The sequence below is a fragment of the Streptomyces sp. NPDC052396 genome (assembly GCF_044593195.1).
Lineage (GTDB): Bacteria > Actinomycetota > Actinomycetes > Streptomycetales > Streptomycetaceae > Streptomyces.
The window spans coordinates 1-13,687 of record NZ_JBIUAW010000005.1 but is presented as its reverse complement, the minus strand read 5'-3'; the positions used below and the strand labels follow the sequence as shown (position 1 = coordinate 13,687).

10 protein-coding genes are annotated in these 13,687 nt (G+C 70.8%); 6 read left to right on the top strand and 4 right to left on the bottom strand.

Annotated elements, in window-relative coordinates; genetic code table 11:
- Positions 1–54 precede the first annotated feature (54 nt).
- Both acs and ACIHFE_RS13870 read right to left on the bottom strand, forming a co-directional pair.
- Positions 55–2,019, bottom strand: coding sequence for an acetate--CoA ligase (gene acs / locus ACIHFE_RS13875; RefSeq protein ID WP_400106093.1), 1,965 nt, complete (start codon positions 2,017–2,019; stop codon positions 55–57).
- A gap of 191 nt (positions 2,020–2,210) precedes the next feature.
- Entirely contained in the window at positions 2,211–4,184 is a 1,974-nt protein-coding gene (locus tag ACIHFE_RS13870; protein ID WP_400106092.1) for a carbonic anhydrase, read from the bottom strand.
- 291 nt (positions 4,185–4,475) lie between these two features.
- On the opposite strand from ACIHFE_RS13870, the gene ACIHFE_RS13865 reads away from it, so the two are divergent.
- Entirely contained in the window at positions 4,476–5,837 is a 1,362-nt protein-coding gene (locus ACIHFE_RS13865; RefSeq protein WP_400106091.1) for a hypothetical protein, read from the top strand.
- Here ACIHFE_RS13865 and ACIHFE_RS13860 read toward each other — a convergent pair.
- Complete coding sequence (locus ACIHFE_RS13860) at positions 5,818–6,810, bottom strand: ATP-binding protein (protein ID WP_400106090.1); 993 nt, start codon at positions 6,808–6,810, stop codon at positions 5,818–5,820. The genes ACIHFE_RS13865 and ACIHFE_RS13860 overlap by 20 nt on opposite strands.
- Before the next feature lie 101 nt (positions 6,811–6,911).
- Between ACIHFE_RS13860 and ACIHFE_RS13855 the strand changes: the two genes are divergently transcribed.
- Positions 6,912–7,733: an oxidoreductase gene (locus tag ACIHFE_RS13855; RefSeq protein ID WP_400106089.1), complete on the top strand. Its 822-nt coding sequence runs from the start codon at positions 6,912–6,914 to the stop codon at positions 7,731–7,733.
- Between the two features lie 365 nt (positions 7,734–8,098).
- Here ACIHFE_RS13855 and ACIHFE_RS13850 read toward each other — a convergent pair whose 3' ends face one another.
- Positions 8,099–8,950, bottom strand: coding sequence for an HAD family hydrolase (locus tag ACIHFE_RS13850; protein ID WP_400106088.1), 852 nt, complete (start codon positions 8,948–8,950; stop codon positions 8,099–8,101).
- Between the two features lie 457 nt (positions 8,951–9,407).
- On the opposite strand from ACIHFE_RS13850, the gene ssd reads away from it, so the two are divergent.
- The 4 genes from ssd to ACIHFE_RS13830 are packed head-to-tail and all read left to right on the top strand — an operon-like array spanning position 9,408 to position 13,367.
- Positions 9,408–10,517 carry a septum site-determining protein Ssd gene (gene ssd / locus ACIHFE_RS13845; RefSeq protein ID WP_400106087.1) on the top strand — a complete coding sequence of 370 codons (1,110 nt, stop codon included), beginning with the start codon at positions 9,408–9,410 and terminating at the stop codon, positions 10,515–10,517.
- Positions 10,514–11,686 carry a TadA family conjugal transfer-associated ATPase gene (locus tag ACIHFE_RS13840; RefSeq protein WP_400106086.1) on the top strand — a complete coding sequence of 391 codons (1,173 nt, stop codon included), beginning with the start codon at positions 10,514–10,516 and terminating at the stop codon, positions 11,684–11,686. The genes ssd and ACIHFE_RS13840 overlap by 4 nt, the downstream gene beginning before the upstream one ends.
- Entirely contained in the window at positions 11,683–12,585 is a 903-nt protein-coding gene (locus ACIHFE_RS13835) for a type II secretion system F family protein (RefSeq protein WP_400106085.1), read from the top strand. The genes ACIHFE_RS13840 and ACIHFE_RS13835 overlap by 4 nt, the downstream gene beginning before the upstream one ends.
- Complete coding sequence (locus ACIHFE_RS13830; protein WP_400106084.1) at positions 12,582–13,367, top strand: type II secretion system F family protein; 786 nt, start codon at positions 12,582–12,584, stop codon at positions 13,365–13,367. Before ACIHFE_RS13835 ends, ACIHFE_RS13830 begins: the two co-directional genes overlap by 4 nt.
- Positions 13,368–13,687: the final 320 nt, after the last annotated feature.

The following is a 13,687-nucleotide window of genomic DNA, read 5'->3' as shown; positions in this document are numbered from 1 at the left end:
GAACGAGTGAAGGGCGCCCGGTTGAGACCGGACGCCCTTGTGGATAAGGCCAGGTCAGTCCTCGCTGGATGCCGTCGGCAGCTTGGACTGGATCAGCTCCATCACCGAGGAGTCGGTCAGGGTGGTGACATCGCCCAAGGCCCGGTTCTCGGCCACATCGCGCAGCAGACGCCGCATGATCTTTCCGGAGCGCGTCTTGGGCAGCTCGGCCACCGGCAGGATGCGCTTGGGCTTGGCGATCGGCCCCAGCTGCTTGGCGACATGGGCCCGCAGCTCCTCCACCAGGCCCTCATCTTCCGCAGCGTCCTTGCGCAGGATGACAAAGGCACAGATGGCCTGCGTGGTCTGCGGATCCGTGGCGCCGACCACCGCCGCCTCGGCCACCTTGGGGTGGGAGACCAGGGCGGACTCCACCTCGGTGGTGGAGATGTTGTGGCCGGACACCAGCATCACGTCGTCCACCCGGCCGAGCAGCCAGATGTCGCCGTCCTCGTCCTTCTTGGCGCCGTCGCCGGCGAAGTAGCGCCCCTCGAACCGGGACCAGTAGGTGTCGAGATAGCGCTGGTCGTCGCCCCAGATGGTGCGCAGCATGGACGGCCAGGGCTCGGTGAGGACCAGATAGCCGCCGGAGCCGTTGGGGACCTCATGAGCCTCGTCATCCACCACGGTGGCGGCGACCCCGGGCAGCGGGACCTGGGCGGAGCCGGGCTTGGCGGACGTGACGCCGGGCAGCGGGCTGATCATGATGCCGCCGGTCTCCGTCTGCCACCAGGTGTCCACAACCGGGGTGCGGTCGGCGCCGATGTGCTTGCGGTACCAGATCCAGGCCTCGGGGTTGATGGGCTCGCCGACCGAGCCCAGCAGCCGCAGGCTGCTGAGGTCGAACTTGGCCGGGATGTCGTCGCCCCACTTCATGGCGGCCCGGATGGCGGTCGGCGCGGTGTAGAGCACGGTGACGCCGTACTTCTGGACGATCTCCCACCAGCGGCCCTGGTGCGGGGTGTCCGGGGTGCCCTCGTAGAGCACCTCGGTGGCGCCGTTGCTCAGCGGGCCGTAGACGATGTACGAGTGCCCGGTCACCCAGCCGACGTCGGCGGTGCACCAGAAGACATCCGACTCGGGCTTGAGGTCGAAGACCGCGTGGTGGGTGTAGGAGATCTGGGTGAGGTAGCCGCCGGTGGTGTGCAGGATGCCCTTGGGCTTCCCGGTGGTGCCCGAGGTGTACAGGATGAACAGTGGGTGCTCCGCGTCGAATGCCTGCGGCGTGTGCTGCTCGGACTGCCGGCCGACCAGCTCGTGCCACCACAGGTCGCGGCCCTCCTGCCAGGCGAGGTCCTCCTGGCCGGTGCGGCGGACCACCAGAACGCTGCGCACCTTCTCGGTGCCCGGCCGGGTCAGGGCCTCGTCCACGGCCGGCTTGAGCGCGGAAGGCTTGCCGCGCCGGAAACCGCCGTCGGCGGTGATGACCACACGGGCGTCGGCGTCAATGATGCGCGTCGCCAGGGCATCCGCCGAGAAGCCGCCGAAGACCACCGAGTGCGGGGCGCCGATGCGGGCACAGGCGAGCATCGACACCACTGCCTCGGGGATCATCGGCAGGTAGATCGCGACCCGGTCACCGGCCTGCACCCCGAGCTCTGTCAGGGCGTTGGCCGTCTTGCACACCTCGTGCTGGAGCTCGGCGTAGGTGAGAGAACGGGTATCGCCGGGCTCGCCCTCGAAGTGCAGGGCCACCCGGTCGCCCAGCCCGTTCTCCACATGGCGGTCCACACAGTTGTAGGCGACGTTGAGCCGCCCATCGGCGAACCACTTGGCGAACGGGGGGTTCGACCAGTCCAGCGTCTGAGTCGGCTCGGTCTCCCAGCTCAGGCGCCGGGCCTGCTCGGCCCAGAAGCCCAACCGGTCAGCCTTGGCCTGCTCATACGCCTCCGCGGTGACATTGGCCTGTGCGGCCAGGGCGGCAGGCGGTGCAAAGCGGCGCTCCTCCTTCAGAAGGTTGGCCAGGCTTTCGTTGCTCACAACATCTCCCTTTCCCAGGGGGCCCGTTACGTCCCGGGCATAGCTCACCAGTCCGGGGCACACCCTGACAAGGGCTATGGAGAACTATTGGTTTAGACCTGTGGGCGAAGGGTTGTGCGAGGTCAACGGGGTGGATGGCCGGGATTCGCCCCCTGGCTCCGCCGGCGCCGGACCCGCGCGGGGATATCGGTCTACACGGCGTCCAACACCCCCGGGCGGACGGCCGCGAAGGTGCACGACCTCCGGTCAAGCACATAGGCCTGTGCCTCGGCCACATGGAAGTACATCCCCTGGAGGTGGAGCGATCCTTCCGCCACCCGCCGGGCCACACAGCCGTACGCCATCAGATGGTCGAGCTGCTGCATCACATTGACCAGCGCGAGCCGCTCCACATCGTCCGCCACGGGCCGCTCGGCCAGTGCGACCTCACCACGGCCCAGCCGTCCGATCCGTTGCATCCGGGCCAGGCTCGGCCGGCCGTGCCGCAGCCAACGGCCCAGGGGAGTCGGGTCATTGAGCGGAAGGTCCTGGTCCGGCCGTCCCGAGTCATGCCGTGCGCTGGTGTCCAGCAGTGCCTGCATCGCCCCGCATCCGGAATGCCCGCAGACCGTGATGCTGCCGACCTTCAGCACCTCCACCGCGTACTCCACGGCCGCTCCGACCGAGTCGCAGGAGCTGTCCAGGCCGGGGGGCGGCATCAGGTTGCCGACATTGCGCACCGTAAACAGGTCACCCGGCCCACTGGAGGTGATCATGCTGGTCACCAGCCGGGAATCGGCACAGGTCAGAAAGAGCTGACTGGGCCGCTGCCCCTCCCGGGCCAGCCGGGCCAGCTCATCACGGACCAGGGGGGCCGTGTCGCGCTGGAAAGTGCTGACGCCGCCGAGGAGTTGGCGTCCACCATTCGGTGCGTCCTCGCTGTCCGAGGTGCCGGGCCGGGTGAAGTGGTGGTGGCGCCAGGGTGTCCATGGCCGGTGGGCGTGGGTGCCGGCGGACTGGCGCGCAGACCGCCCGGCCCGTCCTCGGCCGGTGCCGGCCTTTGCGCGGATATGCCAGCCCAGTGAGCAGAGCACGGCCAAGGCCAGGCCCACCGCGACTCCCGGCAGAACTCCGAGCGTCAGCACTGAGGCCAGGGCAGTTGCGTACAGCGTGAGCTCGCTCATGTGCCCCTTGCGCCCGGACCGCCAGAGCCGCCCCATTCGCAGGCCGGCCATCATGGCCGCCGCGGCCGCCGCGGCCAGCGGAACCAGCCCGGACAGGCCGGTCAGCAGCCCCACGCTCAGCAGGCCCCCAAGCACTCGGTGCGAGGACGGCCGGCCGGGACGCGCGGCGACGGCCGCGGCCGGCTCCTGTTCCGGCTCCTGCTCCCGAGCCAACTCCCGTGCCGCCAGGAAGGTTTGTCCGCTCGCGGCCAAGACGAGGGCCAGGGTGGCGGCGAAGGAGCCCAGCACCGGTATGCCAGGAAGGGCCGGCGGCGTGGTCAAGTGGGCCGTTGGCCAGGGCTCCCGGGGCAGCTCCAGCCATCCGCCGACGGCGGTGCCGATGGCCACCGCGGCGACCGGCGCCGGAACCATGCGCGCCCAACGGCCCCACCGTCCGGGAAGTTTGGGCCAGGACACCCATGCCGCGATGGCGACCAGAGCGACCATGAGCGCCGCGATATGCGGTCGCTCCCACTGCTCGTGGCGAGCCATGGGGCCCGTCCCGCCCAGCAGTGCGGGCAGTTGCCCCAGCGCGATGGTCAGCCCGAGACCCGCGAGTATCCCAGGTCCCACCGATCCGCCGAGGGTGAGGGCGGCTTGCCCTACCCGCCGTACGCCGATGGCCAGTTGGAGCAGGCCGGCGAGGGCGGTCACAGCGCAGGCGACCCGCCAGCCGTGGTGCAGCACCAGCTCCGCCAGCACCACGACCAGGCCGGCGACGGCCGGCCAGCCGGCCCGCAGCGGAGAGCTGCCGAAGGCTGCCGCCGCGAGGCCGCCGGCCATTGCGGCGATCAGACCGGCCCGCGCAGGTGCGGCAACGGCCAGTCCGACGGCGAGGGACAGGGCGATGGCGCTCAGGGAGACGGCGATGGCGAAGGGCAGCTCCCACCGCCGGCGCGGATGGTCAGGGGATGGATCAACTGGGCGGCGGGAGAGGGGCGTTGGGTTCGGTTCGGCTTGCATGGGCGTTCCCGTCTTCGTCGGGGCGGCGCGATCGCCGGCAAAGCGCGATCGCGGTCACGGCGTGCCGCGGCGGGAGGACTGCTAGGCGGCTTTCTCAACTCTCAGTAAATGGATCGTAATGGAGAGTAAAGACCGGAGGGAAGTCCCAAAGGGCGGCAAAATCGAGCTTCCGCCTATAGGGTGAATTTGTATGTTTATCAGCTTGTCCTACCTTCCTTCCTTCCTATTCCGTGCGAGGTTGACCGAGCTTGAGTGCTTGATCGGTGGAGCGATCGAAGGACGAGGTGGCTGATGGCGGTTACATGGCGGGTGACGCTGGGGGGAATTGCGGCATTGGCGCTGGTGACAGGCGCCTCGGGCTGTTCCGGAAAGTCCGGGGACGGTGAGGGCAATGGGCAGCCGCAAGGAGCCGATGCGCCCAACGCGCTTCAGCGGCCGGCCCTCCTGCTCGGAGACGGCTCCACCGCCTACACCGGCCCCCAGCCCCACCAGCCCAAGCCTCGCCGGATGGCACCCGGTGAAAAGCCACCGCAGTTCGTCGTCTTCTCCTGGGACGGCGCCGGGGAGGACAGTCAACGACTGTTCTCCCACTTCAGGGAAGTGGGCAAGAAGTACAACGCGACCATGACGTACTTCCTCAGCGGCGTTTACATGCTCCCCGAGGAGAAGAAAGAGGCATACGACCCGCCGCGCCACTCGCCCGGATCGTCGGACATCGGCTTCAACGACGTCCAGGGCGTCCGTGACACCGTGACCCAGCTCCGCGGCGCCTGGCTGGACGGCAATGAGATCGGCACTCACTTCAACGGCCATTTCTGCGGCCCCAAGAACGGCGTGGGAACCTGGTCGCCGGGGGAGTGGCGAAGCGAGATCCGGCAGGCCAAGAAGTTCGTCGGCAGCTGGAAGACGCACACCGGACTCAAGGACCTGCCGCCGCTGCCCTTCGACTACGACAAGGAGCTGGTCGGCGGCCGGGCGCCCTGTCTGGAAGGCCAGCACAACCTCATTCCCGCGGCCAAGTCCATGGGCTTCCGCTACGACGCGAGTTCCTCAGGCGGCCGCCAGATCTGGCCGGACAAGATCAAGGGCATCTGGGACTTCCCACTGCAGGACGTGCCGGTGCCCGGCCGCCATTTCGAGACGCTGTCCATGGACTACAACTTCCTTGCCAACCAGTCCGGGACCACCAAGGGCGATCCCGACAAGCGGGAGGCCTGGGGCGAGCAGATGAGGGACGGGCTGCTCGCCGGTTTCGAGCGCGCCTACCACGGCAACCGAGCACCGTTCTTCATCGGCGACCACTTCGAGTCCTGGAACGGCGGTACCTATATGCGCGCCGTGGAGAGCGTGATCGAGACTGTCTGTACCAAGGAGGGCGTGCGCTGTGTGTCCTTCAAGCAGCTGGCCGACTGGCTGGATGCCCAGGACCCCGAAGTGCTGGCGAAGCTACGCAAGTTGGACGTAGGCGAGGTGCCGAGGAACGGCTGGGCCCGGCTGGCCGAGACCCAGTCCTATCCGCCGCTCACCCCGCCGACGCACCATGCGCCGTCGATGCACGCGCCCGCCTCGCAGGAGCCGGAGGACAACGGCGAGGACGATGACGACGACGGGGACGACAACAGGCCGCCCAAGGTCAGACGGGCTGGGGAGTAGCCGCCAGCCGCTCGTCGAGCACAAAGGCGGGGTCGACCTGAGCCGCCAGGTCGGCCCCCGTCTTCGCATTGCCCCAACTCTCCGCGTTCCGCAGGTGGAAGTGCACCATCTGGCGCGTGTACCGCTCCCAGTCGCGCCGCTCATAGGTGCCGTCCGCCGTCTCCCGCAGGGTGCGCAGCGCCTTCCGGTTGGGCTCCTCGAGCAGCTCGAAGAGGGGCGGGCGGCCCTTCTCCATGGCGCGCACCCAGTCGGAGTGGCCGAAGGTGGTGAGCAGGTCGTCACCGGCCTCCTCGCGCAGGAAGTCCAGGTCGTCCTGCCCCTGCACCTTGTTGCCGATCACCCGCAGGCTGATCCCGAAGTCCCTTGCGTACGCCTTGTACTGGCGGTAGACGGCGATGCCCTTGCGGGTGGGCTCGGCCACCAGGAAGGTCATGTCGAAGCGGGTGAACATCCCGGAGGCGAAGGAGTCGCTGCCCGCCGTCATATCGACGACCACATACTCCCCGGGGCCGTCGACGAGGTGGTTCAGGCACAGCTCGACCGCACCCACCTTGGAGTGGTAGCAGGCGACCCCGAGGTCGGCCTCGGTGAAGGGCCCGGTCGCCATCAGCCGGACCGGGGCGCCCCGGTCCAGCCGTACGGTGCGGGCGCAGGCCCGGTACACCGGATTGTCCTCGTCGACGCGCAGCAGCCGGGAGCCCTCGCCGGGCGGAGTGGTCTTGATCATGGTCTCGGCGGAGGGGATGCGCGGGTTCGTGCCTCGCAGATAGTCCTTGATCAAGGGCAGTTGGGCACCCATCGCGGGCAGCTCGGCGGCCTCCGCCTCATCCAGCCCGAGCGCGGCGGCCAGGTGCTGGTTGATGTCGGCGTCCACCGCGATGACGGGCGCGCGGTCCCCGGCGAGGTGACGGATGAAGAGCGAGGACAGCGTGGTCTTGCCGCTGCCGCCCTTCCCCACGAAAGCGATCTTCATGTTCACCAAGCGTAGGCGTACGGGTGCGCCATGTGAGAGTGGTGGGTGAATAAGACCACTCCTTCGGGGGGTGTTGGACTGGAGTGCGTACTGTCTTACCCATGAGTACGACTGCCGATCCGCTGGCCGCCCTGGGGGCGCTCCCAGGCGTCGCCGATTCCGTGGACTCCGTACGCAAGGCCGTGGACCGGGTGTACGGGCACCGGGTGATGCGCCGCCGCGGCAATGAGGTCACCGCCGAGGCCGCGTTGCGCGGGGCGCGGGGTTCGGCCGCGCTGTCCGGTGCCGACTGGGCCCTGGAAGAAGTGCGCCGCCGCACCGACTTCAGCGGCGAAGGCGAACCCCGCACGGTGGGCGGGGCGTTGCGGCTGACCGCCGAGGCGGGTCAACTGCTGAGTGTGTGGCGGCAGTCGCCGCTTCGGGTGCTCGCCAGGCTGCACCTGGTGGCGGCCGGCGGGACGGAGGTACAGGACCGGATCGGGCGGCCCCGGTTGCCCGGCGAGCCGGTGGATGAGCCGCTGGTCGCGCTGGCGCTGCCGGAGGCCGGTGAGATGTCGGGCCGACTCGAGGGTCTGGCCGAGTTGTTGATTGCCGGAAGCCAGGCGCCCGCCCTGGTGACGGCGGCTGTGGTGCACGGTGAACTGCTGGCCCTGCGCCCCTTCGGCTCCCACAACGGGCTGGTCGCCAGGGCGGCCCAGCGGATCGTGCTGATCGGCAGCGGTCTGGACCCCAAGTCGATCTGCCCTGCCGAGGTCGGGCATGCGGAACTGGGGCGGGACGCCTATCTGGAGGCTCTGGACGCCTACGCCTCCGGAACTCCGGAGGGAGTGGCGGCCTGGATCGCCCACTGCGCCCGGGCGGTGGAACTGGGCGCGCGGGAGACCGCGGCCGTCTGTGAGGCGCTCCAGCGGGGCGCGGCCTGAGCGGCTCCAAGAGTGATGAGGCCGATGCCGTCAACTCCTCGGCGCCGATGGCGTGTTGAGGTGTGCTGACACACAATGCGGCGGTGCCGGACAAGTCCTGGCACCGCCGCTGGCATGTCCATCGGGTTACCAAGCGTGCACGAAATTCGCCCATCAGGCCGGGTACTTTGCCCGCTGCCTGGTGCGACTGGCCCGTAATCGACGGGTCGGCGTCGCGTGGGTGCCCGACGTTCATGCGCGGTCCGTGGGCCGTGGTGCGTAGAGGGCGTCCTCCCGGATGTCCCTGGTCTCGCGGGCCGTTGACTCCTTTCTACTACCGCCGTCAGGCAAGCGGAAGGCTAGGCCCCAGTTCTTTACTTTTGTCTTTAAAGTCGGGCAATACGGGCAGGGCTCTGGGTGTTGCCCCGGCGGCGGCCGGCCAGCCAGAGCAGGCCCGCGGTGGCTGCCGCGGTGCCGACCGCGACCGTCACCAGGGTGGAGGTGGACGGCCTGGGCAAGGACGACAGCCGGCGCTTGAGCCGGACCGGGCGGCTGAAGGTGAGAACCGGCCAGTCGCGGGTCAGGGCCTCCCGGCGCAATGCACGGTCGGGATTGACGGCGTGTGGATGGCCCACGGACTCCAGCATCGGTATGTCCGTCACCGAGTCGCTGTAGGCGTAGCAGCCGGCCAGGTCGTACCCCTCCGACTCGGCCAGCTCCCGCACCGCCTCGGCCTTGGTGGGGCCATAGGCGTAGTACTCGACCTCGCCGGTGAAGGCGCCGTCCTCCACGGCCATCCTGGTGGCCACCACCCGGTCGGCTCCCAGCAGCCTGCCGATGGGTTCGACGACTTCGGCGCCGGAGGTGCTGACGATCACCACATCGCGGCCGGCGGCGTGGTGCTCCTCGATCAATGAGGCCGCCTCGTCGTAGATGATCGGGTCGATCAGCTCGTGCAGCGTCTCGGCGACGATCTCGCGGACCTGTTGGACATTCCAGCCCCGGCAGAGTTCGGAGAGATACTCCCGCATCCGCTCCATCTGTTCGTGGTCCGCACGGCCCGCAAGGAAGACGAACTGTGCATACGCGGTGCGCAGTACGGCGCGCTTGTTGATCAAACCGCCTTGGTAGAAGGACTTGCTGAAGGTGAGCGTGCTCGACTTCGCAATGACCGTCTTGTCCAGATCAAAGAACGCTGCCGTTCGAGGCAGGGAGTGGTTTTCCACGCCGCCGAGCATAGAGGCCCTCCATTCGGCGTAAGCTGAGGCGTGTGGGTTTGCCTGAGAAGGCTCTCGGGTACACCATGGAAGTCACGGATCGTTCGCGACCGTGTCTAACCCGGCCCGACTCCTCCCCCCCCGAGTCGGCCGTGGGGACGACCCCCGCTCTCCCCCCCGGCGGGGGTCGTCGCATGTCCGGATGCGTTTCGAGCACCTCGCTCGCCCTCCCTTCGCCTCGCTGGACCCAGTCGGCGCCAGCGCTGCCTCCTTGATACACGTGACGGAGCGTAATCGGCGGGCTGCTCTGTGGAAGTCACCGGTATAGGTGAGTGGGATATTCACAACCGCCGAGTTGTCCACAGTTTTTCACCAAGATCCACACGATTTCCCGGTTCGTTGCACGGTGATTCCGCACGAGTTCCGCGACGTTCGCAGAGGCGCGAGCGCGGCGTGAGACGTGGAGGAGGGGAGAGCCGTGACGGGATCCATCACATCCGATTGGCCTGCCGCCGCCGAGGAGCGGCAGGGAAGACCGTTGATTGTCACCGAGGACGAAGCGCTTCTGGACGATCTGCTGCGATTGTGCGCCGCGGCCGGCGCCATGCCGGAGGTCACCCAGCGGCCGCCCGGGCGCGGCGGGGGCTGGGCCACGGCGCCACTGGTCCTGGTGGGTGACGACTGCGCGGCCCGGATGGGCGGCGCGGCACACCGCGAGGGCGTGGTGCTGGTCGGTACCGATCCGGATGACTCCGGCATCTGGCAGCGGGCCGTGGAGATCGGCGCCCGACAGGTGGTGGTGCTGCCCGACGGAGAGAGCTGGCTGGTCGACCGGATCGCCGACGCGGTGGAGGGCGCCGGACGCCCGGCACTCACCGTCGGGGTCATCGGCGGCCGGGGCGGCGCCGGCGCCAGCACCCTGGCCTGCGCACTGGCCGTCTGCGCGGCCCGGGCGGGGCACCGCACCATGCTGATCGACGGCGATCCGCTGGGCGGCGGCCTGGATGTGCTGCTCGGCGGCGAACGGGCGGAGGGGCTGCGCTGGCCGGCGTTCGCCGGATCGCGCGGGCGGGTGGCCGGCCGCGCCCTGGAGGAGTCGCTGCCCGAACTGCACGCACTGCGCCTGCTGAGCTGGGACCGCGGCGACTGCGCGGCCGTCCCGCCGGAGGCCATGCGGGCGGTGCTCGCCGCCGCCCGCAGGCGCGGGGGGATCGTGGTGGTCGACCTGCCGCGCAGGCTGGACGGGGCCGCTGCGGAAGCGCTGGAACAGCTCGACCTGGGGCTGCTGTTGGTGCCTTCGGAGCTGCGCGCCGTGGTGGCCGCACACCGGGTCGCGGCCGTGGTCGGGATGATGCTGGGCGATCTGCGGCTGGTGGTGCGCGGGCCCTGCGGGCCGGGGCTGGACGGCGGCGAGGTGGCCCGGCTGCTGGGGCTGCCCCTCGCCGGTGAACTGCCCCTGGAGCCGGGGCTGTCGCAGACCTTGATCGCCGGACGTCCGCCGGGTGCGGACGAGAAGGGTCCGCTCGCCCGGTTCTGCGCCGGGTTCTGGGAGCAGGCCCTGGTGGACGAGGGGGGTGTGCCGGTATGAGCGCCGCCCTGCTGGATGCCTCCCTGTTGGACGCCGTGCGGTTGCGGCTGGCGGAGAGCGGCGCGGAGCCGACGCCCGCCCGGGTGGCCGAGGCCCTGCGTGGCGAGGGGCGGCTGCTCGGAGACGCCGAAGTGCTGGGCATCGTGGCCCGGTTGAGGTCCGAGCTGGTCGGGGCCGGGCCGCTGGAGCCGCTGCTCGCCGAACCGGAGGTGACCGACGTCCTGGTCACCGCGCCCGACCAGGTATGGGTGGACCGCGGCACGGGGCTGGAGCGTTCGGAGGTGCGGTTCGCCGACGCCGCGGCGGTCCGCCGGCTCGCCCAGCGGCTGGCGGCGATCGCCGGACGCCGGCTGGACGATGCCCGGCCCTGGGTGGACGCCCGGCTGCCCGACGGCACCCGGCTGCACGCGGTGCTTCCCCCGGTGGCGGTCGGCTCGGCCTGTCTGTCACTGCGGGTGGTGCGGCCCAGGGCGTTCTCCCTGGACGAACTCGTCGCGGCGGGCACGGTGCCGCCCGGCGGCCAGTGGCTGCTGCGTGCGGTGCTGGACGCCCGGCTCTCCTTTGTGATCAGTGGTGGGACCGGCTCGGGCAAGACCACGCTGTTGTCGAGCCTGTTGGGGCTGGTGGCGCCGGACGAGCGGATCGTGCTTGCCGAGGATTCGGCCGAACTGCGCCCGGACCACCCCCATGTGGTGCGGCTGGAGACCAGGCCGGCCAATCAGGAGGGCACCGGCCTGGTGACTCTGCGGGACCTGGTGCGTCAGGCGCTGCGGATGCGGCCGGACCGGCTGGTCGTCGGGGAGGTGCGCGGCCCCGAGGTCACGGACCTGCTGGCAGCGCTCAATACTGGCCATGAGGGCGGCTGTGGGACGGTCCATGCGAATGCCGCGGCGGATGTGCCGGCGCGGCTGGAGGCCCTGGGGTCCACCGCCGGGCTAGACCGGGCGGCGCTGCACAGCCAGTTGGCGGCCGCGTTGTCCGTGGTGATCCATCTGGTGCGGGACCGCAGCGGCCGGCGGCGCATCGCAGAGGTGCATGTGCTGGCGCGCGACCGGACCGGCCTGGTCACCACCGTGCCCGCCGCCGTCCGGGGCCCCAAGGGCTTTGACAGGGCGGCAGGTTGGGCCCGGCTGGCGGCGCTGTGCGGGCGGGCCGGGGGTGCGCGATGAGAGCGGCGGCCGATGTATCGCAGGCGCTTCTGGTGTGCGGGGCACTGCTGTGTGCGGCCATGGCGGTGTGGCTCTCGGCCCGCCAGGGGCAGGAGTTGCGACGGTTGCGGATGCTCCTCGCCGGGGGCGGATCCCTGCCCATGGCCGGCACCTCCCCATGGCGGAGGGGCGAGGAAACGCTGGACCGGCTGTGGCAAATCGCCGCTCAACGGCGGGAGTTGCTCTGTCTGCCGGTGGGTGGCGCCTTCTCTCTGCTGGGTGAGTCTCCTCTGCCGCTTCTCGGCGCGCTGGCGGCCTTGCCGCTGGTGCGCCGGTGGCTGGCCGCCCGGCGGCGGCAGCGGGAGCGGGAGGGCCGGGAGGCCGCCGTGATCGAGCTGTGCGGAACGCTGGCGGGCGATCTGCGGGCGGGGCGGCAGCCCGGCGAGGTGATGGCCGCGGTCTGCCCGGTGGAGCTCGGCCCGGCCTGGCCCGCGGTGTCGGCGGCGGCCAGGTTTGGCGGCGAGGTGCCGGCGGCCCTGCGGAGGGCGGCCGGAGAGCCGGGTGCCGAAGGACTGAACGCCATGGCCGCCTGCTGGCAGGTGGCGGTCGAGGGAGGTGCGGGGCTGGCAGCCGGGCTGGAGCGCGTCGGTGCGGCCCTCAGCGCCGAGCGCGATCAACGGGAGGAGCTGGCCGCCCAGTTGGCCGGAACCAGATCCACCGCGGTGATGCTGGCCCTGCTGCCCGCTCTGGCCCTCCTCATGGGCAGCGCGCTGGGGGCGGATCCGCTGCGGGTGCTGCTGCACACCCCCGCTGGGCTCGGCTGCCTGGCTCTCGGCGGGCTGCTGGAGTGCGCCGGCGTCCTCTGGACACGGCGGATCGTCCAGGCGGCGGGCACGTCCGGAGAGAGGCGCACGAGATGAGCGGGAAGTACGCCTCGGACCTGGCCCTCGCCGTTGGGCTGACGGTCGCGGCTGCCTGCGCGGTGGCCGGATTGCACGGGGCCCGCCTGCGTGGATCGGCCGGCCGCCGGGCGATGCGGCTGTTCGGGCGCCCTACGGCGGCCACACCGGCAGGCCGGCTGGGCGAGTGGGCCCGGCGGGGTGCCGCCGCACCGGGCGCTGTGGAAGCGGCCGGCACGGGAGTCCTCGTCTTCGCCGTCCTCGGCGGTGCTCTGGGGGCTGTGGCGGCGGCTGCCGCCGGATGGGCCGTGTGGCGCCGGCGCCGGGCACGCCCGGCTGCCCGTGTGGCAGCGAGGGACGCACGGCGGGTCCTGGACCAGCTTCCGCTGGCCGCCGACCTCCTGGCGGCCTGTCTGGCCGCCGGAGCCGCGCCCTGCGCGGCCGCTGAGGAGGCCGGGGGATCGCTGGGCGGCCCGGTGGGGGAGCGACTGGCTCAGGCCGCGGCGGAGCTGCGTCTGGGCGGCGAGCCCGCCACCGCCTGGGGGCGGCTGGCGGAGCTGCCCGGCGCGCGGGGGCTGGCCCTGTGCCTGGAACGGGCACATGAGACCGGGGTTCCCGCGGTGGAGCCCATGTCCCGGCTGGCCGGACGCCTGCGGTCCGCACAGGCCCGGGCGGCGGGCATACGGGCCCGGCGAGCCGGCGTGCTGGCCACGGCCCCGCTGGGGCTGTGCTTCCTCCCGGCCTTCCTGACGGTCGGGGTGGTGCCCATGGTGATCGGGCTGGCCGGCGGGCTGCGTCCGTGAAGCCTGTGAAGCCCGAGAAGCGGTTCCGCCCGGTGGCCGAGGCGCGGTCGCGGGGCGGATGCCATGACGCGAGATCACGAGAACGACATCAAGAGAACCCGGGAAGCCGGGACATCCGGAAGGGAGACGGAAATGGTCATGCGGTGGTGGGGGCGGCGCCTGGTCGCGCTGCGGTGCGCCGGACAGCGGGGCATGTCGACGGCCGAGTACGCGGTCGGAACGGTGGTTATCTAGGGTGAGTGATTCCCTTCAGGTATGTGAGGCAAGTAGGGTGGATCTCTACTTGCCTGCACGATATCTGGGGGGTGTTAAGGCACGTT

Bases quoted from the DNA above. Each gene is read 5' to 3' on its own strand.
- ACIHFE_RS13870 (WP_400106092.1), bottom strand. From the start codon at position 4,184: ATGCAAGCCGAACCGAACCCAACGCCCCTCTCCCGCCGCCCAGTTGAT.
- ACIHFE_RS13865 (WP_400106091.1), top strand. From the start codon at position 4,476: ATGGCGGTTACATGGCGGGTGACGCTGGGGGGAATTGCGGCATTGGCG.
- ACIHFE_RS13860 (WP_400106090.1), bottom strand. From the start codon at position 6,810: ATGAAGATCGCTTTCGTGGGGAAGGGCGGCAGCGGCAAGACCACGCTG.
- ACIHFE_RS13855 (WP_400106089.1), top strand. From the start codon at position 6,912: ATGAGTACGACTGCCGATCCGCTGGCCGCCCTGGGGGCGCTCCCAGGC.
- ACIHFE_RS13850 (WP_400106088.1), bottom strand. From the start codon at position 8,950: ATGCTCGGCGGCGTGGAAAACCACTCCCTGCCTCGAACGGCAGCGTTC.
- ACIHFE_RS13840 (WP_400106086.1), top strand. From the start codon at position 10,514: ATGAGCGCCGCCCTGCTGGATGCCTCCCTGTTGGACGCCGTGCGGTTG.
- ACIHFE_RS13835 (WP_400106085.1), top strand. From the start codon at position 11,683: ATGAGAGCGGCGGCCGATGTATCGCAGGCGCTTCTGGTGTGCGGGGCA.
- ACIHFE_RS13830 (WP_400106084.1), top strand. From the start codon at position 12,582: ATGAGCGGGAAGTACGCCTCGGACCTGGCCCTCGCCGTTGGGCTGACG.